Annotated in this window: 13 protein-coding genes; 9 read left to right on the forward strand and 4 right to left on the reverse strand. The window is 71.4% G+C overall.

Annotated elements, in window-relative coordinates; all coding sequences use genetic code 11:
* Positions 1–71: 71 nt before the first annotated feature.
* Entirely contained in the window at positions 72–1,541 is a 1,470-nt protein-coding gene (locus tag RI578_RS37550) for a hypothetical protein (RefSeq protein WP_310875261.1), read from the forward strand.
* Positions 1,542–1,607: 66 nt separating this feature from the next.
* On the opposite strand, the gene RI578_RS37555 is transcribed toward RI578_RS37550, so the two are convergent.
* From RI578_RS37555 to RI578_RS37565, 3 genes are all read right to left on the reverse strand, one after another.
* Positions 1,608–2,054 (reverse strand): hypothetical protein, encoded by a 447-nt coding sequence (locus RI578_RS37555; RefSeq protein WP_310875262.1) that lies wholly within the window; start codon positions 2,052–2,054, stop codon positions 1,608–1,610.
* Positions 2,055–2,192: 138 nt separating this feature from the next.
* The gene (locus RI578_RS37560; RefSeq protein ID WP_310875263.1) at positions 2,193–3,650 is read right to left on the reverse strand and encodes a HAMP domain-containing sensor histidine kinase; all 1,458 of its coding nucleotides are present in this window, start codon (positions 3,648–3,650) and stop codon (positions 2,193–2,195) included.
* Positions 3,647–4,354, reverse strand: a complete 708-nt coding sequence (locus RI578_RS37565) for a response regulator transcription factor (protein WP_383559147.1) — start codon at positions 4,352–4,354, stop codon at positions 3,647–3,649. The genes RI578_RS37560 and RI578_RS37565 overlap by 4 nt, the downstream gene beginning before the upstream one ends.
* Positions 4,355–4,465: 111 nt before the next feature.
* On the opposite strand from RI578_RS37565, the gene RI578_RS37570 reads away from it, so the two are divergent.
* From RI578_RS37570 to RI578_RS37600, 7 genes are all read left to right on the forward strand, one after another.
* Entirely contained in the window at positions 4,466–5,698 is a 1,233-nt protein-coding gene (locus RI578_RS37570; protein WP_310875265.1) for a UDP-N-acetylglucosamine--N-acetylmuramyl-(pentapeptide) pyrophosphoryl-undecaprenol N-acetylglucosamine transferase, read from the forward strand.
* Entirely contained in the window at positions 5,695–6,729 is a 1,035-nt protein-coding gene (locus RI578_RS37575) for a GDP-mannose 4,6-dehydratase (RefSeq protein ID WP_310875266.1), read from the forward strand. Before RI578_RS37570 ends, RI578_RS37575 begins: the two co-directional genes overlap by 4 nt.
* Positions 6,730–6,792: 63 nt before the next feature.
* Positions 6,793–7,836, forward strand: a complete 1,044-nt coding sequence (locus tag RI578_RS37580; RefSeq protein WP_310875267.1) for an LCP family protein — start codon at positions 6,793–6,795, stop codon at positions 7,834–7,836.
* Positions 7,837–7,976: 140 nt separating this feature from the next.
* Complete coding sequence (locus RI578_RS37585; protein WP_310875268.1) at positions 7,977–8,984, forward strand: Lrp/AsnC family transcriptional regulator; 1,008 nt, start codon at positions 7,977–7,979, stop codon at positions 8,982–8,984.
* A gap of 262 nt (positions 8,985–9,246) precedes the next feature.
* Positions 9,247–10,806, forward strand: coding sequence for an APC family permease (locus RI578_RS37590; RefSeq protein ID WP_310875269.1), 1,560 nt, complete (start codon positions 9,247–9,249; stop codon positions 10,804–10,806).
* A gap of 106 nt (positions 10,807–10,912) precedes the next feature.
* Positions 10,913–12,313, forward strand: coding sequence for a cellulase family glycosylhydrolase (locus tag RI578_RS37595; protein ID WP_310875270.1), 1,401 nt, complete (start codon positions 10,913–10,915; stop codon positions 12,311–12,313).
* Between the two features lie 79 nt (positions 12,314–12,392).
* On the forward strand, positions 12,393–13,928 hold the full coding sequence (locus tag RI578_RS37600; protein WP_310875271.1) for a ricin-type beta-trefoil lectin domain protein: 1,536 nt from the start codon (positions 12,393–12,395) through the stop codon (positions 13,926–13,928).
* Here the strand turns inward: RI578_RS37600 and RI578_RS37605 are convergent.
* Positions 13,923–14,576, reverse strand: coding sequence for a YceI family protein (locus tag RI578_RS37605; protein ID WP_310875272.1), 654 nt, complete (start codon positions 14,574–14,576; stop codon positions 13,923–13,925). The genes RI578_RS37600 and RI578_RS37605 overlap by 6 nt on opposite strands.
* Before the next feature lie 225 nt (positions 14,577–14,801).
* Here RI578_RS37605 and RI578_RS37610 point away from each other — a divergent pair, with 225 nt between their 5' ends.
* The gene (locus RI578_RS37610) at positions 14,802–15,590 is read left to right on the forward strand and encodes an FHA domain-containing protein (protein ID WP_310875273.1); all 789 of its coding nucleotides are present in this window, start codon (positions 14,802–14,804) and stop codon (positions 15,588–15,590) included.
* Positions 15,591–15,598: the final 8 nt, after the last annotated feature.

A 15,598-nucleotide genomic window follows, 5' to 3' on the forward strand; every position in this document is an offset into this window, starting at 1 on the left:
TGTACACGACCACTCCTTGGGTTTGTACTGGCGTATCGCACGCCTACTGCACTCACAGGGGGAACGGCGCAGTGACATCCTTACGCCTCAAGGCGGCCTTCACAGGCCTGGCCGCCGCGGCTCTGCTGCTGGTCGGCGCCCTGCCGGCCCAGGCGCAAAGTCCGCAGGAAGACCGAAAGACCACCTACAAGATCACCCCGTACGTCATATCCGACCCGGCGCTCATCGCCGACCCGGAGAAGCTCGTCGAGGAAGTGACGAAGCGCGGCGATCTGGACCGGCTGGGCATCAAGCCGTCGACATCCGCGGGTCCTTCACAGATGACGAAGAATGCGGCCCTCGCCGCGGACCCGGCGAGCTACGTGGTGGACTCCTCACGGTTCCCGAACGGCCGCATCCCGGCCGACATCTACGACTACACCAACTGGGAGGAGTGCGGCGCCAACTCCGACGCGGCATCGCAGGACGCCGGGTGGATCAAGAACCGCTACTCGTACTGCCAGAAGCACCTGCTGTTCATGCCGGCCTTCGAATGCGGCCTCTTCCCGCCGCAGTGCAAGATCACCGGCGTCTACTCCTCGACGAACACCCTGATCGGCTACGGCAAGGTCGGCGGACACGAGGACCATCCCAACTTCCGCTGGGCGGACTTCCGGCTCAAGGTCGAGAACATCGTCACCACCGGTCCGTTCGCCGGCTCCGGAGCGGACATGAGTGCCGCCATCGAGTGCGAGGGCACCTACACCGACGAGGACTCCAACCTCAACGACGACCACGCCTGCTACGCGCACGAGAACGAGGAGACCGAGAAGACCATCAACGAGTGGCGCGTGAACGACGAGGCGTACTTCGACATCGCCTCCCAGGCGATCAGCTCGGACCCGCTGTGGGGTGAGCAGATCGCCACCGGCGTGTTCCACATCGAGTACGAGTTCGATCTGCCCTGGTACTTCCAGATCATCGACACCGAGAGCCCCGAAGGCGGCATGCGGTTCGACTCGGCGTGGTACCTCCAGTCGCACAAGCTCGGGTCCGTGTTCGACCGGGCGGTGCCGGGCATGTCCTACACGAAGTCCGACGCGCAGGTGGCCGGCGTCGCCACCCACCTGGAAGAGGCCCGGGCCAACCCTGGAGCCACGATGCCCACGCAGGCGGACAAGCACCTGGCCGGAGGCACACCCGGCGACCCGATCCACCGTCTCGCACAGGCCAAGGGCGAGAAGCAGGGCTTCCGGTACGACGAGAACCGCCGCATCGTCCGCAACTACTGCGCCACCAAGGCGATGCAGGACCTCAAGGCGACCCTCCCGGTGAACCAGGGTCCGTACGACTGCGACGAGTACCCCATGGCCTCGACCTACGAGGGCGCGGGACGACACCTGTTCCCCGACGAACCGTACGGCGGTGCCCAGTACGAGCGTCACTACTCGGCGCGATGGGTCAACAGTGAGGTCAACCAGGAAGCCGGGAGGCGCCTCGGCCGCTGGTACGACGTCGACCGGCTGCTCGACCAGGACGCGTTCCACATCCCCATCCGCTGACCGCTGACCAGTGGTTGTGCGGGGTCCGGCCGACGAGGTCGGGCCCCGCACACGTATCGATCCCGCTCAGCCCGCGTCCGGCCAGAACTGGACCAGTGCCCAGCCGCCCGGCTCCGCGAAGCCGCCGTCCGGGGCGGGGGCGTTCTCCCGCCAGCCCACCCGCGCCCGCCACCGGCCGGCATGCGGGAGCCGGAAGACGTCCGACCTCCCCCCGGCGGCGATCTCGTCCACCAGGAACCGGCCCGAGGGGAGGTCCAGCGACAGGACCTCCGTCGACGGCCACTCGTCCGCGGGGGCGGTCGCCGGTCCGTCCCAAGCCTCCAGCCGCAACCGCGCGTTGAGAATGTCCTCGTCCGACCCGATGTAGAGCATGGTGGCGTTGGAACTGACGAAACTGCCGACCGACCGCGGCGACGCCGGCCGCTCGCCCTCCTGGCCCTCCTCGTCGACCAGGCCGAACAGCCGGTGGTCCACGACGACGTCCAACTCCCGAGACGTCACAAGCTGAGGCATGCGGTACCTCCTGAGACAGCTGACGTACGTGACACTGTGCCGCAGGCTATGCCCGGCAGACCACGACCGCCCAGACGGTGGCACGCCGGCACGGAGGCGGACCGTCGGCACGCGACCCCTTCGGACGCGGCGCGGGCCTCACTCCGCGACCCACGCGCGTGGAGCTTCCGGCCAGGGACCGAAGGAGAGGCGGAACAGCGCACCGCCGCCGGGAGCCTGCTCCGCGGTGAGCGTGGCCCCGTGTGTGCGGGCGATCTGCCGGGCCATCGCCAGGCCCAGTCCGGAACCGGGCAGTGAGCGGGCCGAGGGGGCGCGGTAGAAGCGGTCGAAGATGTGGGGGAGGTCCCCGGGCGCGACACCGGGCCCGTGGTCCCGGACGGTCAGCTCCCGGTCGTCGACCACCACCTCCACCTCGCCGCCCGGCGGGCTGAACTTCGCCGCGTTGTCCAACAGGTTCGTCAGCAGACGGGCCAGTCGGGAGGGGATGCCGGGGCGCAGGGCGCCGGTGGCCCGGCCGGTCGTGCGGAGGTCGAAGCGGACCTGGGGCCAGCGTTCCCGGGCGGTGTCCACGGTGTGCCGGGCCAGGCCGGCCAGATCGACCTGTTCGAGCAGCGGACGCGGTTCCTCGTCGCGGGCCAGCTCGATCAGGTCGTTCACCAGGTTCGTGACGTCCGTCAACTGCCGCACCAGCGCCCCGGCGGCCCGCTCCCGCCGGTCCGCGGGCAGCCGGTCGGCCAGGGCGAGGAGTTCGGCGTTGGTCCGCAGGGCGGTCAGCGGGGTGCGCAGTTCGTGGGAGGCGTCGGCGATGAGCCGCCGCTGGGCGGTGACGGAGCGGTCCAGCTCCTCCAGCATGGTGTTGAACGTCGCCGCGAGCCGCGTGATCTCGTCGTCGCGGGCGGGGCCGCGGGGCGCCGGTCCGGGCAGGGTGATGCGGTGCCGCGGGTCCCGGGTGGCGGCCACCCGTTCCGCCGTGGCCGTGAGCCGGGTGACCGGTGCCAGCCCCGTGCGCGCGACGCCGTAGCCGAGGCCACCCGCCGCGAGGACGCCGGCCGCCCCCACGGCCACCAGGAGCCAGGCCGCCTGGCGCACGCCCCGGTCGGCGACGTCGGAACGCAACGCCACCTGCACGGCTCTGCCGTCACCGTAGGAGGTGGTGAGCATGCGGGCCGGATGACCGGCGACGGTGATGGCGCGGTACGAGGGCTCCCGCCGGCCGGCCGCGACCTCGCGCGTCCCGTCGGACACCGGCAGGGCGTAGGGCTCGGCGGGATCGTCGGCGGGGTCCCGCGGGACGATCTGCGCGCAGGCCGGAGCGCCCAGGTAGCGGCACTCCGCCCGGACGACGCCCGGCCCGGAGGCATGTTCCTGGCGCGAGACGAGGTTCGCCGACTGGGCGAGGCTCTGGTCGAGCTGCTGGTGGAGCTTGAAGCGCAGCACCAGGAAGGCCGCCGTACACACACCGACCACGACGAGCGCGACCGCGGCGGAGGCCGCCAGCGCCAGCCGGGTACGCAGTCGACGCGGCGCGCGGTCGCGCAGCCGGCCGAGCAGCGCACGCCACGACGCCCCGCCGCGGGACCCCTCCGGCCCGCTCATGCCGTGTCCAGCCGGTACCCCACGCCGTGCACCGTGTGCACGAGGCGTGGTTCGCCACCCGCTTCCAGCTTGCGCCGCAAGTAGCCCACGTAGACCGCGAGGGAGTTGGAGTCGGGACCGAAGTCGCGGCCCCAGACCAGCTCGAAGAGCACCGCACGCGGCAGCACCTGACCGGGATTCAGCAGCAACTGCTCCAGCAGCGCGAACTCCGTGTGGCTGAACTCGATGGCACGCCCCCCGCGCCATCCGGTGCGGGTCTCCGGGTCCACCTCCAGGTCGGCGAAGGCGAGCCGGCCGCCGTCCTCCGGCCCCTCGGGAGCGGCCCGGCGCAGCAGCGCTCGCACCCGGGCGGTCAGCTCGTCCAACGCGAAGGGCTTGACCAGGTAGTCGTCGGCGCCCGCGTCCAGCCCGTCGACCCGCTCGCTCACCGCGTCCAGCGCGGTCAGCACGAGAACCGGCGTACGATCCCCGATCGCACGCAGCCGACGGCACAGCCCCAGACCGTCCAGCACCGGCATCAGCACGTCGGTGACGATCACGTCGGGCTGCCAGACCGCCACGTCGGACAGTGCCGCCAGACCGTCGGCGGCGCCCCGCACCGCGTACCCCTCGACGGTCAGGCCGTCCTCGACGGCGGCCCGCACCTCCGGCTCGTCGTCCACCACCAGAATTCGCTTCGCCACGGCACCAGCCTGCCAAAGCATTTCTGAGAGACCTCTTATACCGTCCGTCCAGCGTGGCGGTGCCAGGCCGCGCGTCGGTCCGGGGCGCCGGTTCTTAGATCTCTCTTAGAGCGCGTCAGCAGCGTGGCCCCCATGAGGACACCGCGAATACCGCGAACCCCCCAGTCCCGTCTGTCGGTGGTGATCGGCGCCGGCGGCACGGGCGGCCACATCTATCCCGGCCTGGCACTGGCCGACGCGCTGCGGCGGGCCGTACCCGATGCCGTGGTCTCGTTCGTCGGCACGACACGCGGGCTGGAGACCCGGCTCATTCCCGAGGCCGGTTACCCGCTGCACACCGTCGACATGATCCCCTTCGATCCGTCGCTGGGCGCGAAGCGCTTCCTGCTGCCCGCCGCGCTGGCCAAGTCCGGCGCCCAGTGCCGGGCGATCCTGCGCGAGCAGGGCGCGCAGGTCGCGGTCGGCATGGGCGGTTACCCGAGCGCACCCGTGATCGTCGGGGCCCGGATGGCCGGCCTGCCCAGCGTGATCCACGAGTCGAACGCGGTACCGGGCCGCGCGAACCGGTTCGCGGCCATGCTGACCGACCGGATCACCCTGGCCTTCGACGAGTCCCGGGAACACCTCTCCGGCGGCCGGCACGCCGACACCGTGGGCATGCCGATCGCCGCGGAGCTGGCCGCGCTGGACCGCCCGGGACTCCGGGCCGCCGCCCGGCACGCGCTCGGCGTCCCGGGCGACGGCCGGCTGCTGCTGGTCAACGGCGGCAGCCTGGGCGCCGCCCGGCTCACCGCCGCGGCGACCGGCCTGGCGCGGCACTGGCGGCACCGCACCGACGTCCACCTGTTGATCAAGACGGGTCCGGCCGCACTGGAGGACACCCGGCGGCAGCTGGACCGGTCCGGCGCCGCCCGCGTCGCCACGGCCGTCCCCTACCTCGACCGGATGGACCTCGCGTACGCGGCCGCCGACCTGGCCGTCTGCCGAGCGGGTTCGTCGACCGTCGCCGAACTGGCGTCCACCCGTACTCCCGCCGTCCTGGTGCCGTACCCGTACGCCCCCGGCGACCACCAGACCCACAACGCCCGCGTCCTCACCGACGTCGGCGCCGGTCTGCTGCTGCCCGACGCCGAGACGGACGCCGACCGGCTGGCCACCCTGGTCGCGCCGCTGCTGACCGATCCGTCCCGGCTGGCCGCCATGGCCGCCGCGGCCAACCCCGGCACCCACGCCCAGGCCGCCGACCTGCTGGCCGCACACGTCCTGCGCCTGTCCGGCCGACCGGCACCGCACCCGGGCGACCCCGCCCTTTCCGGCCACCGACCCCTGCCCGCCCACCACACCGACACGGAGACCCCGGCATGACCATCCCGCGCACCCCCGCCCCGCACACCACCGCCGACTTCGACTGGACCGGCCGCACCGTCCTGGTCACCGGAGCCGAAGGGTTCATCGGCTCCGCCCTGGTCGACCTCCTCGTCGCCCGCGGCGCCGAGGTCCGCGCGTTCGTCCACTACAAGCCGTACGCCGAGAAGGGCCACCTCGCCCACCACTTCACCGACCCGGACAGCCCGGTCGAGATGCTCGCCGGAGACGTCCGCGACGCGGGCCGGGTGATGGACGCCGTGGCCGGCTGCGACACCGTCTTCCACCTCGCCGCCCTCATCGGCATCCCCTACAGCTACGAGTCCCCGGGCGCCTACGTCCAGACCAACGTCGTCGGCACCGAGAACATCGCCGAGGCATGCCGACGGCACGCGGTGCGCCGCCTGGTGCACACCTCCACCAGCGAGGTCTACGGCACCGCCCGCACCGCGCCGATCAGCGAGGACCACCCGCTGCAGCCGCAGTCGCCGTACTCGGCCTCGAAGATCGGCGCCGACATGATGGCGCTGTCGCACTGGCACGCCTTCGAACTCCCCGTCACCGTCGTCCGCCCCTTCAACACCTACGGACCCCGGCAGTCCGCCCGCGCGGTCATCCCCACGATCCTGTCCCAACTGCACTCCGGCACCCGGCAGATCCGCCTCGGCTCACTCACCCCCACCCGGGACTTCACCTACGTCACCGACACCGCCGCCGGCTTCCTCGCCCTGGCCGCCTGCGACCGGGCCGTCGGGCACGCCGTCAACCTCGGCACCGGCCAGGAGATCTCCGTCGGCGACCTGGCCAAGGCACTCATCGCCGCGTCCGGCCGGGACGCCGAGATCGTCGTCGACCCCGCCCGGCTGCGCCCCGCGGGCAGCGAAGTGCAGCGCCTGCTCTCCGACAACTCCCGTGCCCGCGACTGGGCCGGCTGGCAGCCGGAGGTCTCGCTGGAGGAAGGGCTCCGGCACACCTCCGACTGGGTCGCCGACAACCTCCGTCTCTTCGCCACCGACCGCTACCACGTCTGACGGACCCGAGCGGCCCTGCGGGACGTCCACCCCGCGGGGCCGTCCCCACGGAGGTCATCCACTGTGCGCCTCACCCTCGCCCGCCACGCCCGTGGCGCCCGCCACGCCGACAAGACCCGTCGGCGTCGTTCCCGCCGCCGCGCCCTGTACGGGGCCGGCGGGCTGCTCTGCGCGACCCTCGCCCTCGGCGGCTGGGCGGCCTACCACCGACTCGACGGCAACCTGGCCACCACCGACATCGACGCCCGACTGGGCGACGACCGGCCGGCGCGCACCGCGGAAGGGGCCACCAACATCCTCGTGCTCGGCTCCGACTCCCGGGCCGGGGCCAACCGAGCCTACGGCGCCCATGTCAGCGGGGCGCGGTCCGACACCGCGATGCTCGTCCACCTCGACGCCGACCGGACCACCGCCGCCGTCATCAGCGTCCCCCGCGACACCGTCGTCCACCGGCCGCCCTGTCCCCGGCCGGACGGCGGATCGACGCCGGAGGAGCGGGCGGCGATGTTCAACACCGCCTACACGGTCGGCGGCAGCGCCTGCACCGTGAAGACCCTGGAAGAGATGAGCCGGGTGCGTGTCGACCACGTCGTGGAGGTCGACTTCACGGGCTTCAAGAAGCTCATCGACGCGATCGGCGGGGTGCGGATCTCCGTCCCGCAGGACATCCACGACCCCAAGAGCGGCCTGGACCTCACCGAGGGCACCCATCACCTGAACGGGGAGCAGGCACTGGCCCTCGTGCGCACCCGCCACGGCATCGGGGACGGCAGCGATCTGGGCCGCATACGGCTCCAGCAGAAGTTCCTCGCGGCCCTGACCGAACAGCTGCGGTCCGACCGGCTGCTGAGCGACCCCGTCCGCCTGTACCGGGTCGCCGACACCGCCACCTCGGCCCTGACGACCGACGAGGACCTCGGCTCCCTGCGGGCCCTGACGGCGCTGGCGCGCAGCCTGAGCGGCATCGAACCCGACGACATCGACTTCCGCACCCTGCCCGTACGGCCGTACCCCCAGGACCCCAACCGCGTAGTGGCCGCCCAGCCCGAGGCCACGGAACTCTGGCGGGCCGTCCGCGGCGACGGGCCGCTCCCGCCCGCGCCCTGAAGGCCGCCGGGCCGACCCGAGGCCGGCCGCGGTCGAGGGGTGACGGCGGCCGGAGGCCCGGGACGACGGCGGTAGGCAGTCCGGGACGGGCGGCTCTCAGAGACAGGCCGCCGCCTCTGCCGCCCGCCGATTCGCGAGACGTGCCAAGAGCGACGAGCGATGGTGCTCGTCGGAGGCCAGGCCGATCGCCGTCCACCTTCGACGACGTCGACCACGCGATCCTGCGTGTGCTCGGCCGCGAGCCCCGTGCCGGCCTCGCCGACGTCGGCACCCGGGTCGGCGTGCACGAGCGCACCGTCGCGCGCCGTCTGGAACGCATGACCGGCACCGGCCTCGTACGGTTCACGGCGGCGCTGGTGCCCGAGTACCTCGGAGAAGGCATCGTCGCCGAGCTGGCCGTCACCTCCCTGCCGGGCCGGGTGCACGAGACGGCGACGGCCCTGGCCAGGCGGACCGACGTCTGGTCCGTCGAGGTCGCCACCGGTGACCTTCAGGTGTTCGCCGAACTCCAGGCACACGATCACGAGCAGCTGTTCACCGCCGTCGACGAGGGAATCGGCCGGATCGAGGGCGTACGGGACGTCCACTCGTCCGTGGTCCTGCGGCTCCTGCTCACGGCGAACGACTGGTCACCCCTCGATCCCGAGCCCACCTTCGTCCGCCGTACGGTCAGCGAGGGCCGCCCCCTGCCGGACCCGCCCCCGCTCGACGCGCTCGACCGCACCCTCGTCACGCTGCTGGAACAGGACGCGCGGATCCCGTTCAGCCGTCTCGCCCGCGAGCTGCGCGTCGGCGAGACCACGGCCCGGCGACGCCTCGCCCGGCTGATGACCTCGCACGCGCTGCATCTGCGGCTGCTCGCCGAACCGGCCGTCCTCGGCTACCCGGTCGAGGGGCGCTTCCGGCTCACCGTCCACCCGGGCGCGGTGGACGAGGCCGTACGCGTCCTCGCGCGGGAGCCGTCCGTACGCCACCTCGCGCTGACCACCGGGCGCACGAACATCCTCGGTTACGCGAGCCATGCCTCCATGGCCGAGCTGCGGACGTTCGTGGCCCGCGCCTTCAGCGGCCTGCCCGGACTGCACTCGGCGGACACCTCGCTCCTGATGCGCACCTACAAGCGCGCGGGCGCGCCGGCTCGCCTGTGAGCAGGCCCGCCCCTCCACGGGTTCCGGAAGTGTGACGCAGGTCATGCGGCGTATCCGAACCGCGTGAATCGGCCACTTCTGCGATAACCGAATATCGGACAGTCATCGCTCGCTCTTTGGGAGATGCGAGTGATGCCGACCCTTCTCCTCCGCAGTGCAGGCGTATTACCGAAGCTGCCTTCAATCCCATGGTGAAGTGAGTGAAGGCGGGTCGAGTCATGTAACGGCCACCACGGAAACCGCAGGACTTAACGTCTTGTTCATGACTCAGCTCGACGTGCGGCTGGAGGCCCCCGAGCCGGGCGACGGTGCCTCCGCCGAAGGTATGCGCGCCAAGGGCCTCAACGGGAACTCCGTAGGCCTGATGGGCAGTGCCGTCATCGGCGTCTCCACCGTGGCCCCGGTCTACTGCCTCACCTCCACGCTCGGCTCGACCGCCGGCGAGGTAGGACTGCAGATGCCGGCGGTGTTCCTCGCCGGCTTCCTGCCGATGCTGCTCGTCGCCTTCGCCTACCGCGAGCTGAACAAGGCGATGCCCGACTGCGGCACGTCGTTCACCTGGACGGTGCAGGCGTTCGGTCCGCGCGTGGGATGGATGTGCGGCTGGGGCCTGGTGATCGCCACGATCATCGTGCTGTCGAACCTGGCCGGTGTGGCGACTTCGTACTTCTGGTTGCTCGCGGGAGAGATCACCGGGAGTGCCACGGTGGCCGAACTGGACGGCAACAAGTTCGTGCACATCGTGACCTGCCTCGCGCTGATCGCGATCGCCACGGTGATCAGCTATCGCGGGATGACGGCGACCAAGGGCCTGCAGTACGCCTTGGTGGCGCTGCAACTCGTGGTGCTGGCCGTCTTCGTGGCGATGGCCTTCTCGAAGGCCGGGAGCGCTGATCTCCCCACCTCGGCCGACTTCTCCTGGTCGTGGCTCAACCCGTTCGCCGTCCAGTCGTTCGCCGCCTTCACGGCGGGCCTGTCGCTGTCGATCTTCATGTACTGGGGCTGGGACGCCTGTCTGACGGCCAACGAGGAGACCAGCGGCAGCAGCCGTACGCCGGGCCGGGCGGCGCTCGTCGCCATGATCGTGCTCGTCGGCTCCTACCTGGCCACGGGCGTCGCCGCGCAGATGGTCGTGGGCTCCGGTGACCAGGGCCTCGGACTCGCCAACCCCGACACGTCGGACAACGTCTTCGCCGCGCTCGCCGGCCCCGTGATGGGCCCGGGCCTCGGCGTCCTGCTGTTCGTCGCGGTCCTCGCGTCGGCGGCGGCGAGCCTGCAGACGACGTTCATCCCCGTCGCCCGCACGGTCCTGGCCATGTCGACGTACGAGGCACTGCCCGCCTCCTACGCCCGGGTCCACCCGCGCTTTCGCACCCCGGGCCGTGCCACGGTCACCGCGGGCATCGCCACGGGCGTCTTCTACACGGTGATGACACTGGTCAGTGAGCACGTACTGGTCGACACGATCTACGCGCTCGGCCTGATGATCTGCTTCTACTACGCCCTCACGGCCTTCGCCTGCGCCTGGTACTTCCGCGCCGACCTGCTCAGGTCCGGGCGCGACCTGATGTTCAAGGGGCTCTTCCCGGTCGTCGGCGGCGGCCTGCTCGCGGCCGTCTTCGTCAAGACGCTGGCCGACATGTGGGACCCCGCCTACGGCAGCGGATCGTCCGTCCTCGGGGTCGGATCCGTCTTCGTGATCGGCGTGGGGCTGCTCGCACTCGGTGTGGTGATCATGTGCGTGATGCGCCGGCGCAGCCCCGCCTTCTTCCGCGGCGAGGTGCTCACCCGGTCGACTCCCGCCCTGATCGCGGAGGACTGAGACGCCGAGGCGGGCCGTGACGGACGTCGGCGCCCGCACTCTTGAACAATCCTCAGCTTTCCTGATGTGATCTGCGGCACTGTCGACCGACCGTGCCGGAGGTCCCATGTACCGCCGTCTGTGCGCCGCGCTCGTCTGTGTCGTCCTGCTGTCCACCGGAACCGCTCACGCGAAGGCCGCCGTCGAGGACCACCGGGACCCGCCCCTCGGCATACCCCGGCTCACGGACGACCGGGGCCGGGTCCTGACCCTGCGCGGCTGGAACGTCGAGGACAAGACCCACCGCGGCGAGGCCGCTCTGTCCGCGATCGGCGAGCGGCACTTCCGGGACCTGCGGGCCCGGGGTTTCAACTTCGCGCGGCTGCTGGTCTTCTGGGACGACCTCGAACCCGAGCGGGGCCGGTACAGCGAGCGATACCTCCGCCGGATCGAGCGCGTCCTGGACTGGGCGCACAAGCACCGCGTCCACGTCCTGATCGACGCGCACCAGGACGTCTTCGGGCCCGCGTTCGGGCACCGCGGCATCCCCGAGTGGGCGACGAGGACCGACGGGCTGCCGTTCCAGCCGCACCCCGACGACTGGTTCGCCGAGTACTTCGAACCGGCCGTGCAGCGTGCCTTCACCCACCTCTACGAGGACCCGGACCTGCGGCGCGCGCAGGCGGACATGTGGCGGGTGCTGGCCGGACGCTTCCGGGACCATCCGGCCGTCCTCGGCTACGACCTGATCAACGAACCCATGGGCGAGATCGGACAGGGCGAGGACCTGCCGACGGCGGCCCGGCGCATAGAGCGCGATCAGCTCACGCCCCTGTACAACCGCCTCGCCGACGCCGTGCGGTCCGTCGACGACGACTCCTGGATCTTCTTCGAACCCACCCCGATCGTGGGGGAGGGCGTCCCCACCGGCCTGGGCCGGATCGACGACCCGAAGGCCGTCTACGCGCCCCACTTCTACAACACGGCGATGGAGGCGGGCGCCGACTACGACCCTTCGGCCGGCTGGATCGAGGCGTACGAGTCCGCGGTGACCGTCTATCCGCGCCGATACCGCGTTCCCGTCGTGGTGGGAGAGTGGGGCCCGCTCAACAACTCCCTGCCGAACATGGGGCGCTTCTACCGGGACGCCCTGTCGTCCCTGAACCGCTACAGCTCCGGTTGGGCGGGCTACGCGTGGTGCTACGGCGGCGGATACTGCGCCGTCGACGCGGAGGGACGCTTCCGGACCAACAAGGAGCAAACCGCGGCGCCGTACGCCCCGGCGGTCGCCGGCCGGGTCACCGCCGAGGTCCACGAGCCGGGCAGCGGAGCCTTCCGGCTGTCGTACCGGGCCGGGCGCGGTGTCACCGAGATCTCCGTGCCGCCCCGGGCGGGCGGCTGGCGCATCGAGCTGACCGGCGCCCGCACGGCCACGCCCGTGCTGCCGGGTGACCGCGCGGCGATCGCGCGCGTGCGGGCGCGGCCCGGCGCGCATGTCACCGTCGTCGTCACTCCGCGTAAAAGTTGAGTAGTTGTCTTGTTTCGAGTGTTCCCACGGCGCCTACCGGCCAGTACAACCCCTGGTAACCCCATCACCAGGAGGTGCAGTGAAGGGCACATGGCACAGACACCACTGGCTGACGGCGGCCGCCGCCGCGGTGGCGGTGGCATGCGGATCCATCACCGCCGCCGCCCCCGCGCAGGCCGCCCGGCCCGGCTCCGCCGAGTCCGTCTCCTCCGTACCGCTCTCCTCCGAACTGGAGGCCATCCGCGCCGCCGAGGCCACCAAGCTCTACGGAAACCCGGCGGAACGACCTCTCGGCGACCGCAGGACCAGCCTGATCTCACTCGGCGACAGCGAGATCTCGGGGGAGGGGATCGGCACCTACGAACCCGGCACCAACGGCCCCGACAACTGGTGCCACCGCTCGCCGGACGCCGCCATCCACCGCACCGGGATCCCCGCCGACCTCACGCTCGACGTGTCGTGCTCCGGCGCGTACACCGGCAACATCCGCATCGGCGGCGCCAAGCAGTACGCCGACGAACTCGTGCAGAGCGACAGCCTCGCGATCAAGGCGCGGAACACCCGCGTCAAGATGGTGCTGCTGGTCGCCGGAGCCAACGACGACCTCCAGTTCGGCCCCGTCATGACCGACTGCGTCACGCGCTACCTGCTCCTCCAGGGCCCCTGCGAATCCAAGTACGCCCCCGGCTGGCAGGACCGCGTCGACGCTCTCGTGCCCAAGGTCGAGCAGACCGTGCGCGACCTGAAGAGCGTGATGAGGGACGCCGGTTACGCCGACGGCGACTACAAACTCGTCCTCATGGGCTACCCCAGCCCCATCGGCCCCGACTTCCGCGACAACCCGGCCTTCGCCGGCAAACTCGCCTGCGGCGGGCTGGGATACGACTCCGACACCGCCTGGGGACGCGACAGCGCGGTCCCCGCCTTCGAACGCGGAATGCGTGAGGCCGCGGCCGACACCGGCGCGATCTACCTCGACAACTCACGGCTCTTCCACGGCCACGAGGTCTGCATGGAGGACACCTGGGCCCGGGGCGCCTACATCGACCTCTCCAAGCCCGGCGTGCCGGACGAGAACTCCCTGCGCCAGTCCTTCCACCCCAACAAGCGCGGCCACGCCGCCTTCGCCTCCTGCCTCACGCAGTTGTACGCCTCGGGCGCCGACGAGGCGAGTTGCGCGGACGTCGACTCCTCCGGCAAGCCGGTCCTCTTCCCGTACGCCTGGGACACGGCCTACCGACCGCTGACGAACCGGGCGACCGGCACCTGCGTGGACGTCGGCGCCGCCGAGAGCGCCAACGGCACCCGGGTCCTCGGCTGGGAGTGCCACGGTGGCCGCAACCAGGGCTGGTGGTACGACCCGGCTCGGGGCACCATCCATACCGAGCTGACCCAGGACCGCTGTTTGGACGTCCCCGACACCAGGTATCCGGCCGGCACGGGCCTGGTCCTGTGGAACTGCCACGGCGGGGCACATCAGAAGTTCGTCCGCGACGGGGCCACGATCCGGCCGACGTCCGCGCGAGGGCTCTGCCTCACCCTGGCCGGCCCGAGCGAGCCGCTGCGGATCCAGAACTGCGACGGCTCGGAGAACCAGCACTTCACGGCCCTATGACGGCGACCGGACCGCGGAGATGTCGAACTGCAGCCGGACCTTCTCGCTCACCATGGTGCCGCCCGCCTTCAGGCGCTGGTTGTAGACCAGGCCCCACTCCGTACGGTCGATGGTGGTGGTGCCGTCGAAGCCGGCCCGCTCGGCGCCGAACGGGTCCAGGACCGAGCCGAGGTAGTCGAGTTGCAGATCGACGGGCCGGGTGACGTCGCGGATGGTCAGGTCCCCGGTCATGCGGAAGGTCTCACCGCCCTCGTGGACGGTGGAGGTGCTGCGGAAGACCATCTCCGGGTAGCGGCCCACGTCGAAGAAGTCGCGGCCGATGAGGTGCGCGTCCCGTTGTTCCACGCCCGTGTCGACACTGGCGACCCGGATGACGAGGTCGGCCCGCGACTCGGAGGGCCGGGCTCCGTCGAAGTACAACGTGCTGTCGTAGTCGGCGAAAGCCCCTCGCACGGTCGTGACCATCGCGTGCCGTACGGAGAATCCGATGCGACTGTGCGGTCGGTCGATGGTCCATCGACCGGTCAGCGCGCGAAGCGCGGGGTCGAGCGCGACGCTCCGGGCCGCGGCCTCCGCGCCTGAGACGCCGGTGTCGTCAGCCGGGTTCCGTTCGATGACGGCGGTCTGGCGACGGCTGAAGATACCCATGATCGTGAGCCCTTTCCCATCTGGTACTCCGTGCTATCACGGCGTCGCCGGGCACCGCCCAGCGAGATGGGTCGCCTCGTCCGGGTTCCATGGGGTCGACCGCGAAGCTGCACAGGACCAACATAATGTGCTCGCGTCGCGGCGGCGGCCCGGCTCGGGAGGGGTCCCGCGGAGGGGGCGGACACTGGTCGGTACGCCGTACGCCGAGAACCGAGGAGACCAGCGATGCCCCTCTCCGCCAGCCTCGCGCGCGGTGTCGCGCCCACCAAGCCCGGGACGCTGCACGCCCGCACGGTCACCGGTGAGCTGAGCGCGCCGCCCCGACCGGGGCTGACGGTCTGCTTCGGGCGGGGCGAGAAGCCCGATGTGGACCTGGGGGTGGGCGTGGACGACCTGCGGGTGAGCCGCCGGCACGGAGAACTGACATACCGTCAGGGCCTGTGGTGGCTGCGCAACACCGGGCAGCAGCTCGTCCGGCTGCCCCGCGGCCGGATGATGCACCTCAGCTCCGACGCGATCCCGCTCGCCACCGGCTACACCCCGCTGTTCGTGAAGGGCTCCGGCTACCGCGAGCATCTGGTCGAGCTGTACGTGGCGGGCCACGACGACCAGGGGCCGGTGTCGCGGCGCCGCGCCGAGACCGTCCGTCCGGAGACCTGGGCGCTCGACGACGACGAACGGCTGCTGCTGGTCGTCCTCGGCCAGCGATACCTGCTGTACGAGGAGGAGCCGCGCCCTCTGACGTACGCCACGGCCGCCAAGCAGCTCGGCTACCTGCACCCGGACGCCAACTGGACCGAGCGCAGGATCGAACACCGGATCGAGGTCGTACGCCACCGCCTGCACCGCACCGGCTTCCGGTATCCGCTGCTGCACGACAAGGCGCAGGGCCGCCCGGGCGACAACAGCCTGCTGCACAACCTGATCAAGGGGTTGGTGGAGTCGACGACGCTCGTGCCGCCGGACCTGGAGCTGATGGAGGACGACGAGCCCTGGCCCGACCCCGCGTCCTGAACGAGGGG

Origin of the sequence: Streptomyces sp. BB1-1-1, from assembly GCF_031597775.1 — a bacterium.
GTDB classification, from domain to species: Bacteria; Actinomycetota; Actinomycetes; order Streptomycetales; family Streptomycetaceae; genus Streptomyces; species Streptomyces thinghirensis.